Consider the following 17,858-nt stretch of genomic DNA (forward strand, 5'->3'; position numbering starts at 1 on the left):
CCTGACGAGAACATGTTCTAGTTTTGGGGGTGTGGAGAGCGATCTGGGCCTGGCCGGCGCCGTGGTCCTGGTGACCGGGGGTGTACGTGGCGTGGGCCGCGGCATCACGCGGGTGTTCCAGGACTGCGGCGCGCACGTCGTGACCTGCGCCCGGCGCGAGCCCGAGGAACCGGCAGGCCAGTTCATCGCCTGCGATGTGCGTGATCCGGAGCAGGTGTCGGCGCTGATCGGCCGGATCGTGGACGAGCACGGTCGTCTGGATGTGGTGGTGAACAACGCGGGTGGCAGTCCGTTCGCCTCGGCTGCGGAGGCGTCGCCGCGATTCCACGACAAGATCGTGCAGTTGAACCTGCTGGCGCCGTTGCTGGTCGCGCAACACGCGAACGGGGTGATGCAGCGGGGCTCGGGCGGGTCGATCGTGATGATCTCCAGTGTGTCCGCGACCCGCCCGTCGCCGGGGACGGCCGCGTACGGGGCGGCGAAGGCGGGGCTGGACAACCTGACCGCGAGCCTGGCGGTGGAGTGGGCGCCGAAGGTGCGGGTCAACGCGCTGGATGTCGGGTTGGTGCGCACCGAGCAGGCGCATCTGCACTACGGCAGCGACGTGGCAGCGGTGGGGAAGACGGTGCCGTTGGGGCGGCTTGCGGAGCCGGAGGAGGTCGGCCGGTGTGCGGCGTTTTTGGCTTCGCCGCTGGCTTCCTACGTCTCGGGTGCGACGTTGAAGGTGCACGGCGGTGGTGAGGTGCCCGCGTTCCAGGCGGCCGCGGATGTCGATCGGGAGGGTTCATGACTCTGTGCCAGGACCGGGTGGTGATCGTGACGGGCGCCGGCCGCGGGATCGGGCGGGCGCACGCGCTGGCGTTCGCGGCCGAGGGCGCGCGGGTGGTGGTCAACGACGTTGGTGTGGCCCTCGATGGTTCCGCCACCGGCGACGGTCCGGCCGCCCAGGTGGTGGCGGAAATCGAGACTCTCGGTGGCAAGGCCGTGGCGAACACCGACGACGTGGCCGACTGGGCCGGTGCGAAAAACCTCATCAACACCGCGCTGGAGCGGTTCGGGCGGCTCGACGTGCTGGTGAACAACGCGGGTTTCGTGCGGGACCGGATGCTGGTCAACCTCGGCGAGGAGGAGTGGGACGCGGTGATCCGCGTGCACCTCAAGGGTCACTTCGCGCCGTTGCGGCATGCCGCGGAGTACTGGCGCGGTGAGGTGAAGGCGGGGCGGATGCCGAGTGCGCGGGTGATCAACACCAGTTCCGGGGCGGGGCTGCTGGGCAGTGTCGGCCAGTCCAACTATTCGGCCGCGAAAGCGGGCATCGCGGGCTTGACCGTCGTCGCTGCGGCGGAGCTGGCCCGGTATGGCGTGACGGTGAACGCGATTGCCCCCTCAGCCCGGACCCGAATGACCGAGGAGGTGTTCGCCGCCACGATGGCCCGCCCGGATGAGGGCTTCGATGCGATGGCGCCGGAGAACGTCTCGCCGCTGGTGGTGTGGCTCGGGAGCGCGGAATCCGCCGGTGTGACGGGGCGGGTGTTCGAGGTGGAGGGCGGGAAGGTGTCGCTGGCGCAGGCGTGGCGGCACGGCCCGTTCGTGGACAAGGGTGCCCGGTGGGAGCCGGGGGAGTTGGGTCCGGTGGTGGAGAAGTTGATCGCCGAGGCGCCCGCGCCCGAACCCGTGTACGGAGCGTCCTGATGCCGATTCTGACCAAACGCGACGGTCACGTCGAGATCGTCACGGTGGATTTCCCGCCGGTCAATGCGTTGCCGGTGCAGGGCTGGTTCGACCTCGCTGCCGCTGTGCGTGCCGCGGGGGAGGATCCGGATGTGCACGTGGTGGTGCTGCGGGCGGAGGGCCGCGGGTTCAACGCCGGGGTGGACATCAAGGAGATCCAGCGCACCGCGGGCTACGAGGCGCTGGTGGGTGCGAACAAGGGCTGTTATGCGGCTTTTGGTGCGGTGTATGACTGTGCGGTGCCGGTGGTGGCGGCGGTGCACGGGTTCTGCCTGGGTGGTGGGATCGGCCTGGTCGGCAACGCCGATGTCGTGATCGCCTCGGAGGACGCCACGTTCGGGGTGCCGGAGGTGGAGCGGGGTGCCCTGGGTGCGGCCACACACCTGGCGCGGTTGGTGCCGCAGCACCTGATGCGCACCCTGTACTTCACGGCGCGCACCATCACCGCCGGGGAGCTGCACTCGTTCGGCTCGGTGTATCAGGTGGTGCCGCATGAACAGCTGGATGAGAGCGCTTTGGCGGTGGCGCGGGACATCGCCGCGAAGGATCCGCGGGTGATCCGGGCTGCGAAGGAGGCGTTGAACGGTATCGACACCCAGCACGTGCACCGCAGTTACCGGTTCGAGCAGGGGTTCACCTTCGAGCTGAACCTGCTGGGCGCCTCGGATGAGGCTCGGGAGGAGTTCCTCAATGGCCGATAAGCGCATGACCACCGACGAGGTCGCGGCGGAAGTCCGGGACGGCATGACCATCGGCATCGGCGGCTGGGGCTCGCGGCGCAAGCCGATGGCGTTGGTGCGAGCGTTGCTGCGGACGCCCGTTCGTGATCTCACGGTGGTGTCGTACGGCGGCCCGGATGTGGGCTTGTTGTGCGCGGCGGGGAAGGTCAAGCGGGTGGTGTTCGGGTTCGTCACGCTGGACTCGATCCCGTTCGACCCGTGGTTCGGCCGCGCCCGGGAGACCGGGGCGATCGAGGTGACCGAATACGACGAGGGCATGTTCGCGGCGGCGCTCTCGGCGGCGGCGCAGCGCTTGCCATTCTTGCCGCTGCGGGCGGGGCTGGGCTCCGAGGTCATGCGGGTCAATCCCGGCCTGCGCACCGTGCGCTCACCCTATGCCGATGGAGAAGAATTGGTGGCCGTGCCCGCGCAGGAACTCGATGTAGCGCTGGTGCATCTGAACCGCGCCGACGCCCGGGGGAATGCGCAGTATCTCGGCCCGGATCCGTATTTCGACGACCTGTTCTGCCTGGCGGCGAAGAAGCGATTCGTCTCCGTGGAGAAGGTGGTGGACACCGCGGAGTTGACGGGGCCGGTGCAGTCGCTGCTGCTCAACCGTTCGGCGGTGGACGGGGTGGTGGAGGCGCCGCGGGGTGCGCACTTCACCACCGCCGTCCCGGACTACGGCCGGGATGAGCGGTTCCAGAAGCACTACGTGGCGTGTGCGAAGGACTTGGACGCGTGGCCGGGGTTCGTGGACCGGTTCCTGTCCGGCGACGAGGCACAGTACCTGTCCGAGGTGGATCGATTCGAGGCGGCGGCATGAGCGCGACCAGGGCCGAGATCGCCGTGGTGGCGGTGGCCGAACTCTTCCGCGGCGACGGGGAGATCGTGGCCAGCCCGATGGGCTACATCCCGTCGCTGGGCGCGAAGCTCGCCCGCCTGACCTTCGAACCCGACCTGCTGCTCTCCGACGGCGAGGCGTATCTGATCGATGTCGAGGGCAATGTGGAAGGCTGGCAGCCGTTCCGCAAAATGCTGGACACGATCGTCCCGCACGGCCGGCGGCACGTGGTGATGGGCGCCAACCAGATCGACCGGTTCGGCAACCAGAACATCTCCGCCATCGGCGACCACGCCCGCCCGACGAAGCAGCTGCTCGGCGTGCGGGGCGCGCCGGGCAACACCGCGAACCACCGCACGAGCTACTGGGTGCCGCGCCACAGCCCCCGCGTGTTCGTCGAGTCCGTGGACATCGTGTCGGGCGTGGGCTACGACAACGCCGCCAAAGCCGGACTGAAGTACCACGACGTGCACCGCGTGGTGACCAACCTCGGTGTGTTCGATTTCGCCACTCCGGATCACTCGATGCGCGCCGTCTCACTGCACCCCGGTGTCACACCCGAGGAGGTCGCGACGGCGAGCGGTTTCGAAATCGACCTGTCCGGGGCAGGCGTGAGCCGCGAGCCCACTGACGAGGAGCTCCGGCTGATCCGCGAGGTGCTCGACCCGAAGGGCCTGCGGGACAAGGAAGTCCCGTCATGACCCTGGACACCGCCCTCACGCGGCTGGTCGGGGTGCGGCACCCGGTCGTGCAGACCGGAATGGGCTGGGTCGCGGGCCCCCGCCTCGTCTCCGCCACCGCCGAAGCCGGCGGACTCGGCATCCTCGCCTCGGCCACCATGACCTACCCGGAACTGGAAGCCGCGATCGCGGAGGTCAAGCAGCGCACCGACCGGCCCTTCGGCGTGAACCTCCGTGCCGACGCCACCGACGCCGGCGACCGGGTCGACCTGCTCATCCGCGAGGGCGTGCGCGTCGCCTCCTTTGCGCTGGCGCCGCGCAAGGAGATGATCGCCAAACTCCGCGATCACGGCATCGTGGTGATCCCCTCCATCGGAGCGGCCCGGCACGCCGAGAAGGTCGCGGCGTGGGGGGCGGATGCCGTGATCGTGCAGGGCGGTGAGGGTGGCGGGCACACCGGGGGAGTGGCCACGACCCTGCTGCTGCCCTCGGTCCTCGACGCTGTTGACATTCCGGTGGTCGCGGCGGGTGGCTTCTTCGACGGACGCGGACTCGCCGCCGCACTCGCCTACGGCGCCGCGGGTGTCGCGATGGGCACGCGGTTCCTGCTGAGCAAGGAAAGCACCGTGCCGGAGGAGGTCAAGCGGGTCTACCTCGCGCAGAACCTCACCGGCACCGTCGTGACACGGCGCGTCGACGGGCTGCCGCACCGCGTGTTGCGCACCGAGCTGGTCGAGAAGCTGGAAGACACCGGCCGGGTCCGGGGCACACTGCAGGCGGCCCGCAACGCCCTGCGCTTCCGCAAGCTCACCGGCCTCTCGCTGCCCGCCATGATCCGCGAGGGCCTGGCGATGAAACACGGCAACGAGATGACGTGGAGCCAGATCATCATGGCCGCCAACACCCCGATGCTGCTGCGCGCCGGCCTGGTCGAAGGCCGCACCGACGCGGGCGTCCTCGCCTCCGGCCAAGTCGTCGGCATGATCGACGACCTGCCGACGGTGGCCGACATCATCGACACCACCGTCACGCAGGCCAAGGAGATACTTCAGCGGCTGGGTGGTTGAGGGGAGGCGCGGTGCGCCTCCCCGTCCGGTCACAACCGTTCGATGATCGTCACGTTCGCGGTTCCGCCGCCTTCGCACATGGTTTGCAGGCCGTAGCGGCCGTTGCGGCGCTCCAGCTCGTGCAGGAGGGTGGCCAGCAGCTTCGTGCCGGTCGCGCCGATCGGGTGGCCGAGGGCGATGCCGCCGCCGTTGACGTTGACGCGGTCGGGGTCGGCGCCGGTTTCGTCGAGCCAGGCCAGGACCACGCTGGCGAAGGCCTCGTTCACTTCGAAGAGGTCGATGTCGTCCACGGTGAGCCCGGCCTTGCGGAGGGCGTGGGCGGTGGCGGGGATGGGTCCGGTGAGCATCCAGACGGGATCCGCGGCGCGCACGGAGATGTGGTGGATGCGGGCGCGGGGAGTGAGCCCGTGTTCTTGCACGAACTTTTCGGAGGCGAGCAACGCGGCGCTGGCGCCGTCGGAGATCTGGCTCGCCACTGCCGCGGTGAGCCGGGAGCCTTCGGAGAGTGGCTTGAGTCCCTGCATGCGTTCGAGGCTGGTGTCCCGGCGCGGGCCCTCGTCCACCGAGAAGCCGTCCACGGCGGCGATCTCCGCGGCGAACCGTCCGGAGTCGATGGCCTCGATCGCGCGCTGATGACTGCGCAGCGCATAGGCTTCCATGGCTTCGCGGGTGATGTCCCAGTGTTCGGCGATCATGTCGGCGGAGCGGAACTGCGACACCTCGACGCTGCCGTAGCGCTCCTGCCAGCCCTTGGAGCCGGAGAACGGGTCGTCGAAACCGTACTCCCGCCCGGCGAGCATCGCGGCGCTGATCGGGATGCGGCTCATGTTCTGCACCCCGCCGGCCACCACCAAGTCCTGCGTCCCGGACAGCACCGCCTGCGCGGCGAAATGCACGGCCTGCTGGCTGGACCCGCACTGCCGGTCCACGGTCACCCCCGGCACGTGGTCCGGGAACCCCGCCGCGAGCCACGCCGTGCGGGCGATGTTGCCGGATTGGGGTCCGAGGGTGTCGGTGCAGCCGAGGATCACGTCGTCGACCAGGTGCGGGTCCACCCCGGCCCGGGAAACCACCGCCCGGATGGTGTGCGCGGCCAGGTCGGCGGAGTGCCACCCGGACAACGCGCCGCCACGCCTGCCGACGGGGGTGCGCACCGCGTCGAGGAGAAAGGCTTCAGGCACAACGACTCCCTAGGGGTGCTGGCTGGACACGGACACGACTTCACCGGTCATGTAGCTGGCGTAGTCGCTGGCGAGGAACACCATCACGTTGGCGACCTCCCACGGCTCCGCCGCCCGCCCGAAGGCTTCCCGGCCCTGCAACTCCTGCAGCAGTTCGTCGCTGGTGACCTTCGCCAGGAACGGGTGCATCGCCAAACTCGGCGCTACCGCGTTGATCCGCACGCCGTGCTCGGCGGCGTCCAGCGCGGAACACCGGGTCAACGCCATCACCCCGGCTTTCGCGGCGGCGTAGTGGGCCTGCCCGGCCTGCGCCCGCCACCCGATCACCGACGCGTTGTTGACGATCGCCCCGCCACCGCCCTGCTCGACGAACTGCCGCAGCACGGCGCGGGTGCAGCGGAATGTGCCGGTCAGCGTGATGTCGAGGACCCGGGACCATTCCTCGTCGGTCATCTCCAGCACCGAGCGGGTCCCGCCGAGGCCGGCGTTGTTGATCATCACGTCGATGCGGCCGAACTGCTCCACCGCCCCGGCGGTCAACCCCTGGACCTGGTCTTCAAGAGTGACGTCGCAGGTGATCGCGTGGACCTTGCCCAGCTCCGCCAGCTCGGCGGCCTTCTCCGCCAGGCGGCGTTCGTGCCAGTCGCTGATCACCACGTTGGCGCCTTCTTCCAGGCAGCGTTTCGCCACCGCGGAGCCGATGCCGGTGCCCGCGGCGGCGGTCACCACCACGACCTTGTCCTCCAGCAGGTGGTGTCCGGGCGGGTAGTGGGGGATCACCGGGCCTCCTTGGGCAGGCCGAGCACCCGCTCGGCGATGATGTTGCGTTCGATCTCGTCCGAGCCCCCGTAGATGGTGTCGGCGCGGGTGAACAGGAACAGCCGCTGCCACTCGTCCAGCTCGCCCTCGGCGACCAGCGACCGCGCCCCCCGCGCCCGCACCGCGAGTTCGCCGAGGCGGCGGTGCCACTGCGCCCACATCAGCTTGCCGACCGCGACCTCCGGCCCCGCCGCCTGACCCAGCGTCCGCAACGCGTGCGCCCGCAGCACCCGCAGGCCCATCCGGGCGCGCTCCAGATCGGCGCGCAGCAGCGGATCCTCCCAGGTCCCGAGCCGCTTGGCCTCCGCCTCGATACCGTCCAGCTCGCGGCGGAACCCGATCTGCTGGCCCAGCGTCGACACGCCGCGTTCGGAGCCGAGGGTGGCCATCGCGATCCGCCACCCCTCACCCGGCTCGCCGACCACCATGCCAGCCGGGGTGCGGGCGTCGTCGAAGAACACCTCGTTGAACTCCGAGGTCCCGGTCAGCTGCTGGATCGGCCGCACCGTCACCCCCGCCTGCCGCAACGGCACCAGCAGATACGACAACCCCCGGTGGCGCTGCGACCCCCGCTCGGTGCGGGCCAGCACGAAACACCAGTCCGCCACATGCGCCAGCGACGTCCAGATCTTCTGCCCGTTGACCACCCACTCGCCGTCCCGCAGCTCCGCCGAGGTGGACACCGCCGCCAGATCCGACCCGGCCCCGGGCTCGGAGTAGCCCTGGCACCACAGCTCCTCCACCGCCACGATCTTCGGCAGGAACCGCGTCTGCTGCTCCGGCGTGCCGAACGCGATCAACGTCGGCCCCAGCAACTGCTCCCCGATGTGGTTGACCCGCGCCGGCGCCCCCGACGCCGCGTACTCCTCGTGAAAGGCGACCTGCTCCTCCAGCGACAACCCACGCCCACCGAACTCGCTCGGCCAGCCCACGCAGGTCCACCCCGCCGCCGCCAGGTGCCGCTCCCACGCCAGCCGCAGGTCGAACGCCTCGTGCTCCCGCCCCGGCCCGCCCAGCCCACGCAGCGCCGCGAACTCACCGGTCAGGTTGTCCGCCAGCCAGTCCGCGACCTCACGACGGAACCGCGTCAGCTCCAACGCACGCCTCCTTGCTGCCCGGCCCACCGGGCACCTAGGGTAATGAGAACACGTTCTAGTTTCCCGGTCCAGGGGAGGGTGCGGTGGGGCAGACCACGATCCCGGCCGTCGTCCGTGACGCCGCGGCGAAGTTCGGCTCGTCCGAGGCGCTGGTCGACGGTGGCGTCCGGCTTGATTTCCGGCAACTCCTGGAACGTGTTCAGGTCGTAGCCGGGGCGTTCGCGGCGCGCGGGATCCAGCCCGGCGACCGCGTCGCGATCAACCTGCCGAATACGTACCACTGGGTCCTGTCGGCGCTCGGCGCGCTGTACGCGGGCGCGGTCCTGGTGCCGGTCAACACCCGGTTCACCGCCGCCGAGACGGTGGACCTGCTGGTCCGCAGCCGCGCCAAGGCGCTCGTCGTCGCGGCGGACTTCCTCGGCGCCGACCGGCACGCCGCGATCAAGGCGACCGGCGCCGCGCTGCCCGACCTGGGCACCGTCGTCCGCGTCCCGCTCGAACAACCGCATCGCCCCGTCGAGGGCACCCTCGGCTGGGACGAGTTCCTCGCCGCTCGCGTGCCCGCGGCCGAGGTCGAGGCGCGCGCGGACGCCGTCCGGCCCGACGACGTCAGCGACATCCTGTTCACCTCCGGCACCACCGGCCGCTCGAAGGGGGTGCTGTCGGCGCACCGGCAGGTGGTCGACGTGGCGGCCGCGTGGGCGGAGTGCGGCCGGGTCACCGCCGACGACCGGTACCTGGTGATCAACCCGTTCTTCCACAGCTTCGGCTACAAGGCCGGGATCGTGGTCGCCCTGCTGACCGGGGCCACGATCGTGCCGCAGGCGGTGTTCGACGTGCGGTCGACCCTGGCGACGATCCGCCGCGAGCGCATCTCCGTGCTGCCCGGCGCGCCGACGATCTTCCAGTCGCTGCTCCAGGAAACGAACCGCGGGGACACCTCGTCGCTGCGCCTGGCGGTCACCGGCGCGGCGACCGTGCCCGCCTCGCTGGTCCGGCGCATGCGGGCTGAGCTGGGGTTCGACACGGTGTTGACCGCGTACGGGCTCACCGAGGCGGTCGTGGTGACGATGTGCCGCCCCGGCGACGACGCGGAGCTGGTCGCGCGCACGTCCGGCCGGGCGACCGCCGGGTTCGAGGTGGCGATCCGCGGTTCCGAGGTCGTCGTCCGCGGGCCCAACGTGATGCTCGGCTACCTCGACGACCCGGAGGCGACCGCGCAGGCGATCGACGAGCAGGGCTGGCTGCACACCGGCGACGTCGGCGAACTCGACGACGCGGGCTACCTGACCCTCACCGGGCGGCTCAAGGACATGTACATCTGCGGCGGGTTCAACGTCTACCCGGCGGAGGTCGAGCACGCCCTGACCGAACTGGACGGCGTGCGCGACGTCGCCGTCGTCGGGGTGCCAGACGAGCGCATGGGCGAGGTCGGCAAGGCGTTCGTCGTCGGCGCCGGGCTGACGGCGGAGCAGGTGATCGGGTTCTGCCGGGAGCGGCTGGCCAACTACAAGGTCCCGCGGCTCGTCGACTTCGTGGACGAGCTGCCCCGCAACGCTTCCGGCAAGGTGCTGAAGCGGCAGCTGAGGTGAGGAGAACGCATGACCGAGGACGTCGTCCGCTACGAGCGCCGGGGCGCGGTGGCGCTGGTGACGATGAACCGCCCCGAGTACCGCAACGCGCAAAACTCGGCGATGACCTACGCGCTGGACGACGCGTTCACTCGCGCGGTGGACGACGCCGAGGTGAAGGTGATCGTGCTGGCGGGGGAGGGCAAGCACTTCTCGGCGGGACATGACATCGGCACGCCCGGGCGGGATGTGGACCAGAGTTTCGAGCGGCGGGCGGTGGTGTGGTGGGACCACACGACGCGTGAGGGCGGGGATCAGCGGTTCGCCCGGGAGTCCGAGGTGTACCTGGGGATGTGCCGGCGGTGGCGGGAGATCCCGAAACCGATGATCGCGTCGGTGCAGGGGGCGTGCATCGCGGGCGGGCTGATGCTGGCCTGGGTCTGCGACCTCATCGTGGCTTCCGACGACGCGTTCTTCGCTGATCCGGTGGTGCGCATGGGCATTCCGGGGGTGGAGTACTTCGCGCACCCCTGGGTGCTGGGTCCGCGGGCGGCGAAGGAGGTCCTGTTCACCGGCGAGCGGTTCAGCGTGCAGCAGGCCAAGGAGTGGGGCATGGTCAACCGGGTCGTGCCGCGCGCCGAGCTCGAAGCGCGCACTTTCGAGCTGGCGGAGACGATCGGGCGGATGCCGCAGTTCGGGCTGGCGCTGGCGAAGAAGGCGGTCAACCAGGCCGAGGACCTGATGGGTTTGCGGTCCGGAATGGACTCGGTGTTCGGGCTGCACCACTTCGCGCACGCCCACAACGCCGAAACCTCCACCGATTCCCTCGGTGGGCAGGACGCGCGGTCGATGCGGGACGGGGCGCAGCGCTGATGGACCTCGACATCGATGCCGAGTCGGCGGCGTTCCGCCACGAGGTGCGGGAATGGCTGGCGGCACACGTGCCCAGGCTGCCGTCCATGGACACCGCGGAGGGCTTCGCGGCGCACCGCGAGTGGGAGGCGCAGCTGGGCGACGCCCGGTTGTCGGTCGTGTCGTGGCCGCGCGAGTACGGCGGGCGGGACGCGTCGCTGTTGCAGTGGGTGCTGTTCGAGGAGGAGTACTACGCCGCGAGCGCACCCGGGCGCGTCAGCCAGAACGGGATCTTCATGCTGGGCCCGACCTTGTTCGCCCACGGGACCCAGGAGCAGCGGGAGCGGATCCTGCCCGCGATGGCCCGCGGTGAGCAGGTGTGGGCGCAGGCCTGGTCCGAACCCGAAGCCGGCAGCGACATCGCCGCGTTGCGCAGCAGCGCGGTCCGCACCGAGGGCGGGTGGTTGCTGTCCGGGCAGAAAACCTGGTCCTCCCGCGCGGCCTTCGCCGACCGCGCGTTCGGGCTGTTCCGCACCGACCCCCGCGGGCGGCGGCACCGCGGACTGACCTATTTCATGTTCGACCTGCGCGCCGAGGGCGTGACCGTGCGGCCGATCCCGCAACTGGACGGGGAGCCGGGGTTCGCCGAGATCTTCCTGGACCACGTGTTCGTGCCCGATGCCGACGTGATCGGCGAACCGGGCCAGGGGTGGCGGGTGGCGATGACCACCGCCAACAACGAACGCGGCCTGTCGCTGCGCAGCCCCGGCCGCTTCCTCGCCGCCGCGAACCGGCTCGTGGACCTGTGGCGCTCGACCGGGGAACCGGCCGCGTCGCGGGACCGGGTGGCCGACGCGTGGATCGGGGCGCGCGCCTACCAGCTCTACACCTTCGGCACCGTCTCCCGGCTGGCCGAGGGCGGCGAGCTCGGACCGGAATCCAGCGTCAACAAGCTGTTCTGGTCCCACCTCGACCTCGACCTGCACGACACCGCCCTGGACATCCTCGGTCCCGCGGCCGAAACCGACCAGGCCTGGGTGGACGGGTACCTGTTCTCCCTGGCCGGCCCGATCTACGGCGGCACCGACCAGATTCAGCGCAACACCATCGCCGAACGACTCCTGGGACTGCCGAAGGAGGCCCGCCGATGAGATTCGCGCTGTCGGCCGAACACCGGGACTTCGCCACCAGCCTGCACGACTACCTCGCCGGCGCCGACACCCCCGCCGCCGCCCGCGCCTGGGCACACGGGCGGCACGAACCCGGGCTCAAACTCCTGCGCGGCCTCGCCGAACTGGGCGTGCCCGCCCTGCTGATCGACGAAGCCCACGGCGGCCTCGGCGCCGGCCCCGTCGACCTGGTCGTGGCGTTCGAGGCCCTGGGTTACCACGCCGTCCCCGGACCGCTGGTGGAAACCGCCGCGGTCGCGCCCGCCGTCCCGGCCGCCCAGGCGTGGTGGCCGGCGCTGGCGTCGGGGGAGGCGTTGGCCACCGTGGTGGCGCCGCCGCAGGTGCCCCTCGCGCTGGACGCAGACATCGCGGACGTTGTCCTCGCGCTGCGCGACGGCGAAGCGCACGAGATCCGGGCGGCCCGGCCGGAGCCGGTGCGCTCGATCGACCCGGCCCGCCGGTTGTTCCGAGTGGACGGTGCGGCGGTGTCCCTGGGCCCGGTCCCGGAACGCGCCTTCGACCTGGGGGTGCTCGCGGTGGCCGCGCAGCTGCTCGGCGCCGGGCAATGGCTGCTGGACGCCTCGGTCGCCTACGCGAAGCAACGCAGCCAGTACGGCCGGCTGATCGGCGAGTACCAGGCGATCAAGCACCTGCTCGCCGACGTCGCTACCCACCTCGAACTCACCCGGCCCCTGGTGCGCGGCGCCGCCGTCACCGGCAGCCCACAGGACATCTCGGCCGCCAAGGTCAAAGCCGCCGACGCCGCCTACCTCGCCGCCCGCACCGCGCTGCAGGTCCACGGCGCCATCGGCTACACCGCCGAACACGACCTCGGCCTGCGACTGACCAAAGTCCGTGCACTGACCGGAGCCTGGGGCGACGGCGGGTTCCACCGCGAGCGGGTGCTGGCGCGATGATCGATCCGATGTGGACGGAGGAGGCGCGGGCGCTGCGCGAGTCCGTGCGGGCCCTGCTGACCCGGCGGTCCGCGCCGGAAGCGGTGCGGGCCGCGATGGACTCACCCCTCGGCTACGACGACAAGCTGTGGTCCACGCTGTGCGAGCAGATCGGCGTCGCGGCGCTGGCGATCCCGGAGGAGTACGGGGGCGCGGGCGCCGGGCTGGCCGAGGCGTGCGTGGTGCTGGAGGAGCTGGGCCGCACCCTCACCCCGGCCCCGATGCTCGGCTCGGCGGTGCTGTGCGGGCAGGCCCTGCTGCTGACCGGCAACGACGAGGCGTGCCGTCGGCTGCTGCCCGGCATCGCGGCGGGCAGCAGCCTCGCCGCGCTGGCGTGGTCCGATGAGGACGGACGCTGGTCGCCTGCGCGCGAGTTCCGGGACGGGCGCGTCGGCGGCCGGGCGCACTACGTGCTCGACGGCGACCACGCGGACGTCCTGCTGGTGGTGGCGCGCACCCCGGACGGCCCTGGCCTGTTCGAGGTCGCGCCGGCCGACACCCGCCGGGAGGCCGTGACGACCCTGGACCCGACGCGCCGTCTCGCGGTCGTCACGCTGGCGGACGCCCCCGCGCGGCGGCTGGACATCGGCGGGTTCGACACCGAGCGGCTGCGCTGGACCGCGGCCGTGGCGCTGGCGGCCGAGCAGACCGGCGCCGCGGCCAGGGCGCTGGAGCTGACCGTCGAGTACACCAAGCAGCGGCGCCAGTTCGGCAGGCCCATCGGCGGTTTCCAGGCGCTCAAGCACCGGATGGCCGACGTGCACGTGCAGGTCGAGGCCGCCCGCTCGGCGCTGTACGGCGCACTGACCGGGGACGACTTCGCGCTGGACGCGGCCACCGCGAAAACCGTGTGCTCGGAAGCACTGCGGCACGCCGCGGCCGAGATGATCCAGCTGCACGGCGGGATCGCGATCACCTGGGAGCACGACGCGCACCTGTACTTCAAGCGCGCCCACGGCAGCTCGCTGCTGTTCGGTTAGGACACCGGGTGCGGCTCCGGCGGCTCGAAGGTCGCCAGCATCTGCTCCAGCGCCGCCTGGTCCGGGCCGACCCACGGGTCCGCGTCCGGGGCCGTGGCGACGCGGTCCAGGAACTCGGCGGTGCGACCGGGCGCCGGGGGCAGGTGGGTGCTCAGGATGACGGCCGGGTCGAAGGTCCGCAGCGGCGCCAGCGTGGCGAGGTAGCGGTCGTGGTCGACGTTGTGCACCCACGGGCTGTCCACCGCGGCCCACAGCAGCTGGCCGGCGTGCAGCGCGTCCGCGGGGGCGTTAGCGACGTCGTCGCACGTGGCGAGTTCCGCGGTCGGCATCGGGGCGCCGAAGCAGTCCGAGCTGACGCACACCCCGCTGCTGTGGTCGAAGAAGCCGACCGTGGCCGGGCTGTCGAACAGTGGCGGCCGGAAGGCGGTCAGCGTGCGGCCGCCCGCGTCGAGGGTCTGGCCGGGGTTGAGCAGGTACACCCGCTCGACCGGCAGCGGGCGCTCGGTCGACATGATGCCCATCGCGAGGTAGGTGGTGATCAGGCGGGCGCGCGGGGCCAGCTCGAGCAGCTCGAACAGGGCGCCGGTGTGGTCGCGGTCCGGGTGGGTGAGCCAGATCCACCGCACGTCGGCGGGGTCGATCACCGCCCCGAGCGCGTCCAGGTAACCGCGGCCGGGCAGGCTCAGCCCGGTGTCGACGACGACCGGTTCGGCGCCGTGCAGGACGAACGCGTTGACCGGGAGGAAGCCGATGCCGGGCACCTCGAGCTGGTCGCTCAGGACGCTGACGTCGCGCCCGATCCTGTTGATCTCCATGGCATCCGCCCTTCCTTCGGTGATGCCGGAAACGGTAGGCCCGGCAGGCGCCGATGTGATGGGGCCGAAATACCCGTTTCAGGAAATCGCGGTGCTCGGTCACGGGCGGTCGCCCTCTTGCGCCGTCGCCGATGCGTGTTACCTTGGGTAACAGTAAACCGAGGTAACAGGCAATCGGGAGGGTGCCATGACCAGCGTCGGCGCACACGAGCACTCGGACACTGCGCAGCCTGACCACCGGTCGGTCGCGCAGCGGTTGCTCGACTCGTCCGAGACGTTGTCCTACGACCCCGTCAAGGAGGTCGACTGGGACACCCCGCTGGACACGAGCTACCACGGCGCGAGCCCGGAGTGGAGCACCCTATACGGGACCGCGTACTGGAACGAGATGACCCCCGAGCAGCAGCGCGAGCTGACCCGCCAGGAGGCGGCGTCGGTGGCGAGCACCGGCATCTGGTTCGAGATGATCCTGCAGCAGATGGTGCTGCGCGACTTCTACGCCAAGGACCCGACCGACCCGGCGTTCCAGTGGGCGCTCACCGAGATCGCCGACGAGTGCCGCCACTCGATCATGTTCGCGCGTGGCGCGGCGAAGCTTCGCGCCCCGGCCTACCGCCCGCGCCGGCTCGCCGTCGAGCTGGGCCGGTTCTTCAAGACGACCGCCCGCGGCGAGGCCGCCTACGCGGCGATCCTGGTCGCCGAAGAGGTCCTCGACGTGATGCAGCGCGACTGGATGCGTGACGAGCGCGTGGTGCCGTTCGTGCGCACCATCAACAACATCCACGTGGTCGAGGAGTCGCGGCACATGAAGTTCGCCCGCGAGGAGACCCGCGAGCGGCTGAAGAAGACCGGGCCGCTGGGCCGCCAGTACAACGCGCTCGTCGTGTCGATCGCCGCGTACTTCATCGTCAGCAGCATGTGGAACCCGAAGGTCTACGCGAACGCCGGGCTCGACACCAAGCGCGCGCTGCGCGAGGCGAAGGCCAACGAGCACCACAAGTCGATGCTGCGGTCGAGCTGCGCCGGGCTGATGGAGTTCCTGGACTCGGCCGGCCTGCTGACCAAGGCCGCGACGGTCTTCTACAAGCGCGCGAACCTCCTCTGACCATGGCCTTCGCGATCACCCAGACCTGCTGCAACGACGCGTCGTGCGTGGCGGTGTGCCCGGTCAACTGCATCCACCCGACGCCGGACGAGCCGGACTTCGGCACCACCGAGATGCTCTACATCGACCCGCGCAGCTGCATCGACTGCGGCGCGTGCGCCGACGCCTGCCCGGTCGACGCGATCTTCCCGGTGGACGCGCTGGCCGAGTCGATGCGGCCGTACGCCGGGATCAACGCGGACTTCTACGCCGACCGCGAGCCGGCCGCGACCGATCCCGCGCCGAACTTCCACGCGTGGGGCCCGCCGGTGTTCAGCCGCACCATCCCGGCCGACTTCCCGGCGCTGGACGTCGCGGTGGTCGGCACCGGGCCGGCCGGCATGTACGCCGTCGAGGACCTGTTGCTGCACACCAGTTCCCGGGTAACGCTGATCGACCGGCTGCCGGTCGCGGGCGGGCTGGTGCGGTACGGGGTCGCGCCGGACCACCCGTCCACCAAGAAGATCGGCGAGACGTTCGCGCGGTACCACCACCACCCGCGGCTGCGGATGCGGCTGGGCGTCGAGGTGGGCCGGGACGTCACGGTGGACGAGCTGGCGCGCCGCCACGACGCGGTGATCTACGCGGTGGGCGCGTCCTCGGCGCGGCGGCTGGGGATCGCCGGCGAGGACCTGGCGGGCAGCGTCGCGGCGACGACGGTGGTGGCCTGGTACAACGGCCACCCGGACGTGCCCGCGGACGCGGTCGACCTCTCGGCGGAACGCCTCGTCGTGGCCGGGACGGGCAACGTGGCACTGGACGTGGCGCGGATCCTGACGACGGACCCGCGTTCGCTGGAGGGCACTTCGATCGCCCCGGCCGCGTTGGAGCGGCTGAAGTCGAGCCGGGTGCGGGAGGTCGTGCTGCTCGGCAGGCGAGGTCCGGAGGCGGCGGCGTACACCACGCCCGAGCTGCTGGCGCTGACCCAGCACGAGGACATCGACCTGGTCGTCGACGCGCACGACCCGCGCATCACCGAGGCGATCGACACGTCGCCGCGGGCCGCCCTGCTGCGCGACTGCAAGCAGGAGACGGTCGACTGGACGGCGCCACCCCAGCCCGGCAAGCGGCGGATCGTGCTGCGGTTCCACGCCGCGCCGGAGGAGATCCTCGGTGCCTCGCGGGTGCGGGGAATCCGGGTGTCGGGGGACGTCGAGATCCCCGCGGGCGGCGTGGTGCGCGCCGTCGGCTACCGCGGGGCGCCGCTGCCCGGGCTCCCGTTCGACGAGGACAGCGGCACGATCCCGAACGACGGCGGCCGCGTGGCGCCGGGGACGTATGTGGTGGGCTGGATCAAGCGAGGGCCGTCCGGCGGGATCGGGGCCAACCGGGCGTGCGCCGAGGAGACGGTCGGCCGCCTGCTGGAGGACGCGCTCGCGGGACGGTTGCGAACACGGCGCAAGCCGGGGCTGGTGGGACGCTTGACGCGCCGAAGCTGAGTGTACTCGCCGGGCCTGCTGCTGCTCGACGAGCCGCTGTCCAACCTGGACGCCGGTTCCCGGCTCGCCCCCAGTGCGTAGCGCGCGGCGGGGGCGGCCGCAAGCCCGTGCTGCGGCTGCCCCCGCATCCCGCGGCGGCCGAGCTGGTGCCCGCTGCCGCGCCGCGTCCGGGTGGGTGTCGCCCGGGAGTGCTGTTGCCGGATACTCGGTGCGCCTGAGGGGGCTCACCGCACGGTGGTGCCGTCGCACGGTGGTGCCGCCCCCGCCGCGCCGTGGTGCCGCCGCGCTGGCGCCGACCGGCAACGCGGCACCGCGTCGCGGGCCGCTGCCGTGCCGTTGCTGTGCTGCCGTGCGCCGTTGCGCCGGTTTTGCTGGGTTGCCGTGCCGTTGCCGTGCTGCCGCGCGCCGTTGCGCCGGTTTTGCTGCGCTGCCGCGCGCCGTTGCGCCGGTTTTGCTACGCTGCCGTGCCGCTGCCCGCCGCCGCCCGCGGCCCCGCCGGACTTGCTGCGCTGCCGCGCCGCGTCCGGGTGGGGGCCGCCCGGGAGTGCTGTTTCCGGATACTCGGTGCGCCCGAGGGCGCTCACCGCATCGTGGTGCCGTCGCGCCGTGGTGCCGCCGCGCCGGCGCCGCCGGCAACCCGGCACCGCGCCGCGGGCCGCTGCCGTGCCGCTGCCCGCGCTGCCGCCCGCCGCCCCGCTGCCGTGCCGCTGCCGCGCCGCCGCCTGCCGTTGCGCCGGATTTGCTGCGCTACCACGCCGCCGCCCCGCCGCCGCCCCGCCGCGGGCCGCTGCCGC

General features: G+C 71.6%; 18 protein-coding genes. 13 read left to right on the forward strand and 5 right to left on the reverse strand.

What is annotated here, in order from left to right; all coding sequences use genetic code 11:
* Nucleotides 1–31 precede the first annotated feature (31 nt).
* Genes L2C96_RS17400 through L2C96_RS17425 form a run of 6 tightly spaced genes read left to right on the forward strand, consistent with a single transcriptional unit; the run spans nucleotide 32 to nucleotide 5,041 of the window.
* Nucleotides 32–790 carry an SDR family oxidoreductase gene (locus tag L2C96_RS17400; RefSeq protein ID WP_237336973.1) on the forward strand — a complete coding sequence of 253 codons (759 nt, stop codon included), beginning with the start codon at nucleotides 32–34 and terminating at the stop codon, nucleotides 788–790.
* Nucleotides 787–1,692: an SDR family oxidoreductase gene (locus L2C96_RS17405; protein ID WP_237336955.1), complete on the forward strand. Its 906-nt coding sequence runs from the start codon at nucleotides 787–789 to the stop codon at nucleotides 1,690–1,692. Before L2C96_RS17400 ends, L2C96_RS17405 begins: the two co-directional genes overlap by 4 nt.
* Nucleotides 1,692–2,432, forward strand: a complete 741-nt coding sequence (locus tag L2C96_RS17410; protein WP_237336956.1) for an enoyl-CoA hydratase family protein — start codon at nucleotides 1,692–1,694, stop codon at nucleotides 2,430–2,432. The genes L2C96_RS17405 and L2C96_RS17410 overlap by 1 nt, the downstream gene beginning before the upstream one ends.
* A complete protein-coding gene (locus tag L2C96_RS17415; RefSeq protein WP_237336957.1) occupies nucleotides 2,422–3,276 on the forward strand; it encodes a CoA transferase subunit A in 855 nt (284 codons plus the stop codon). Before L2C96_RS17410 ends, L2C96_RS17415 begins: the two co-directional genes overlap by 11 nt.
* Complete coding sequence (locus L2C96_RS17420; RefSeq protein ID WP_237336958.1) at nucleotides 3,273–3,995, forward strand: CoA-transferase subunit beta; 723 nt, start codon at nucleotides 3,273–3,275, stop codon at nucleotides 3,993–3,995. Before L2C96_RS17415 ends, L2C96_RS17420 begins: the two co-directional genes overlap by 4 nt.
* A gap of 2 nt (nucleotides 3,996–3,997) precedes the next feature.
* Nucleotides 3,998–5,041 carry an NAD(P)H-dependent flavin oxidoreductase gene (locus L2C96_RS17425; protein WP_237336974.1) on the forward strand — a complete coding sequence of 348 codons (1,044 nt, stop codon included), beginning with the start codon at nucleotides 3,998–4,000 and terminating at the stop codon, nucleotides 5,039–5,041.
* Between the two features lie 29 nt (nucleotides 5,042–5,070).
* Here L2C96_RS17425 and L2C96_RS17430 read toward each other — a convergent pair whose 3' ends face one another.
* Genes L2C96_RS17430 through L2C96_RS17440 form a run of 3 tightly spaced genes read right to left on the reverse strand, consistent with a single transcriptional unit; the run spans nucleotide 5,071 to nucleotide 8,138 of the window.
* Nucleotides 5,071–6,222 (reverse strand): acetyl-CoA C-acetyltransferase, encoded by a 1,152-nt coding sequence (locus L2C96_RS17430; protein WP_237336959.1) that lies wholly within the window; start codon nucleotides 6,220–6,222, stop codon nucleotides 5,071–5,073.
* A 9-nt stretch (nucleotides 6,223–6,231) separates the two neighbouring features.
* Nucleotides 6,232–7,002: an SDR family oxidoreductase gene (locus L2C96_RS17435; protein WP_237336960.1), complete on the reverse strand. Its 771-nt coding sequence runs from the start codon at nucleotides 7,000–7,002 to the stop codon at nucleotides 6,232–6,234.
* Entirely contained in the window at nucleotides 6,999–8,138 is a 1,140-nt protein-coding gene (locus L2C96_RS17440; RefSeq protein WP_237336961.1) for an acyl-CoA dehydrogenase family protein, read from the reverse strand. The genes L2C96_RS17435 and L2C96_RS17440 overlap by 4 nt, the downstream gene beginning before the upstream one ends.
* Nucleotides 8,139–8,221: 83 nt before the next feature.
* On the opposite strand from L2C96_RS17440, the gene L2C96_RS17445 reads away from it, so the two are divergent.
* The 5 genes from L2C96_RS17445 to L2C96_RS17465 are packed head-to-tail and all read left to right on the forward strand — an operon-like array spanning nucleotide 8,222 to nucleotide 13,666.
* Nucleotides 8,222–9,730, forward strand: coding sequence for a FadD3 family acyl-CoA ligase (locus L2C96_RS17445; RefSeq protein ID WP_237336962.1), 1,509 nt, complete (start codon nucleotides 8,222–8,224; stop codon nucleotides 9,728–9,730).
* Nucleotides 9,731–9,739: 9 nt separating this feature from the next.
* On the forward strand, nucleotides 9,740–10,582 hold the full coding sequence (locus tag L2C96_RS17450; protein WP_237336963.1) for an enoyl-CoA hydratase: 843 nt from the start codon (nucleotides 9,740–9,742) through the stop codon (nucleotides 10,580–10,582).
* On the forward strand, nucleotides 10,582–11,712 hold the full coding sequence (locus L2C96_RS17455) for an acyl-CoA dehydrogenase family protein (protein ID WP_237336964.1): 1,131 nt from the start codon (nucleotides 10,582–10,584) through the stop codon (nucleotides 11,710–11,712). Before L2C96_RS17450 ends, L2C96_RS17455 begins: the two co-directional genes overlap by 1 nt.
* A complete protein-coding gene (locus tag L2C96_RS17460) occupies nucleotides 11,709–12,647 on the forward strand; it encodes an acyl-CoA dehydrogenase family protein (RefSeq protein ID WP_237336965.1) in 939 nt (312 codons plus the stop codon). Before L2C96_RS17455 ends, L2C96_RS17460 begins: the two co-directional genes overlap by 4 nt.
* A complete protein-coding gene (locus L2C96_RS17465) occupies nucleotides 12,644–13,666 on the forward strand; it encodes an acyl-CoA dehydrogenase family protein (RefSeq protein ID WP_237336966.1) in 1,023 nt (340 codons plus the stop codon). The genes L2C96_RS17460 and L2C96_RS17465 overlap by 4 nt, the downstream gene beginning before the upstream one ends.
* Here the strand turns inward: L2C96_RS17465 and L2C96_RS17470 are convergent.
* Nucleotides 13,663–14,481, reverse strand: coding sequence for an MBL fold metallo-hydrolase (locus L2C96_RS17470; protein ID WP_237336967.1), 819 nt, complete (start codon nucleotides 14,479–14,481; stop codon nucleotides 13,663–13,665). The two genes, L2C96_RS17465 and L2C96_RS17470, sit on opposite strands and share 4 nt — an antisense overlap.
* 187 nt (nucleotides 14,482–14,668) lie before the next feature.
* On the opposite strand from L2C96_RS17470, the gene L2C96_RS17475 reads away from it, so the two are divergent.
* Both L2C96_RS17475 and L2C96_RS17480 read left to right on the forward strand, forming a co-directional pair.
* Nucleotides 14,669–15,586, forward strand: coding sequence for an AurF N-oxygenase family protein (locus L2C96_RS17475; RefSeq protein ID WP_020419902.1), 918 nt, complete (start codon nucleotides 14,669–14,671; stop codon nucleotides 15,584–15,586).
* Between the two features lie 2 nt (nucleotides 15,587–15,588).
* Entirely contained in the window at nucleotides 15,589–17,064 is a 1,476-nt protein-coding gene (locus L2C96_RS17480; RefSeq protein ID WP_237336968.1) for an FAD-dependent oxidoreductase, read from the forward strand.
* Nucleotides 17,065–17,288: 224 nt separating this feature from the next.
* On the opposite strand, the gene L2C96_RS17485 is transcribed toward L2C96_RS17480, so the two are convergent.
* Nucleotides 17,289–17,858 (reverse strand): hypothetical protein (locus L2C96_RS17485; RefSeq protein WP_372491231.1); only part of this gene is annotated, 570 nt, incomplete at its 5' end.

It is taken from the genome of Amycolatopsis tucumanensis (assembly GCF_021654135.1).
GTDB lineage: Bacteria > Actinomycetota > Actinomycetes > Mycobacteriales > Pseudonocardiaceae > Amycolatopsis_E > Amycolatopsis_E tucumanensis.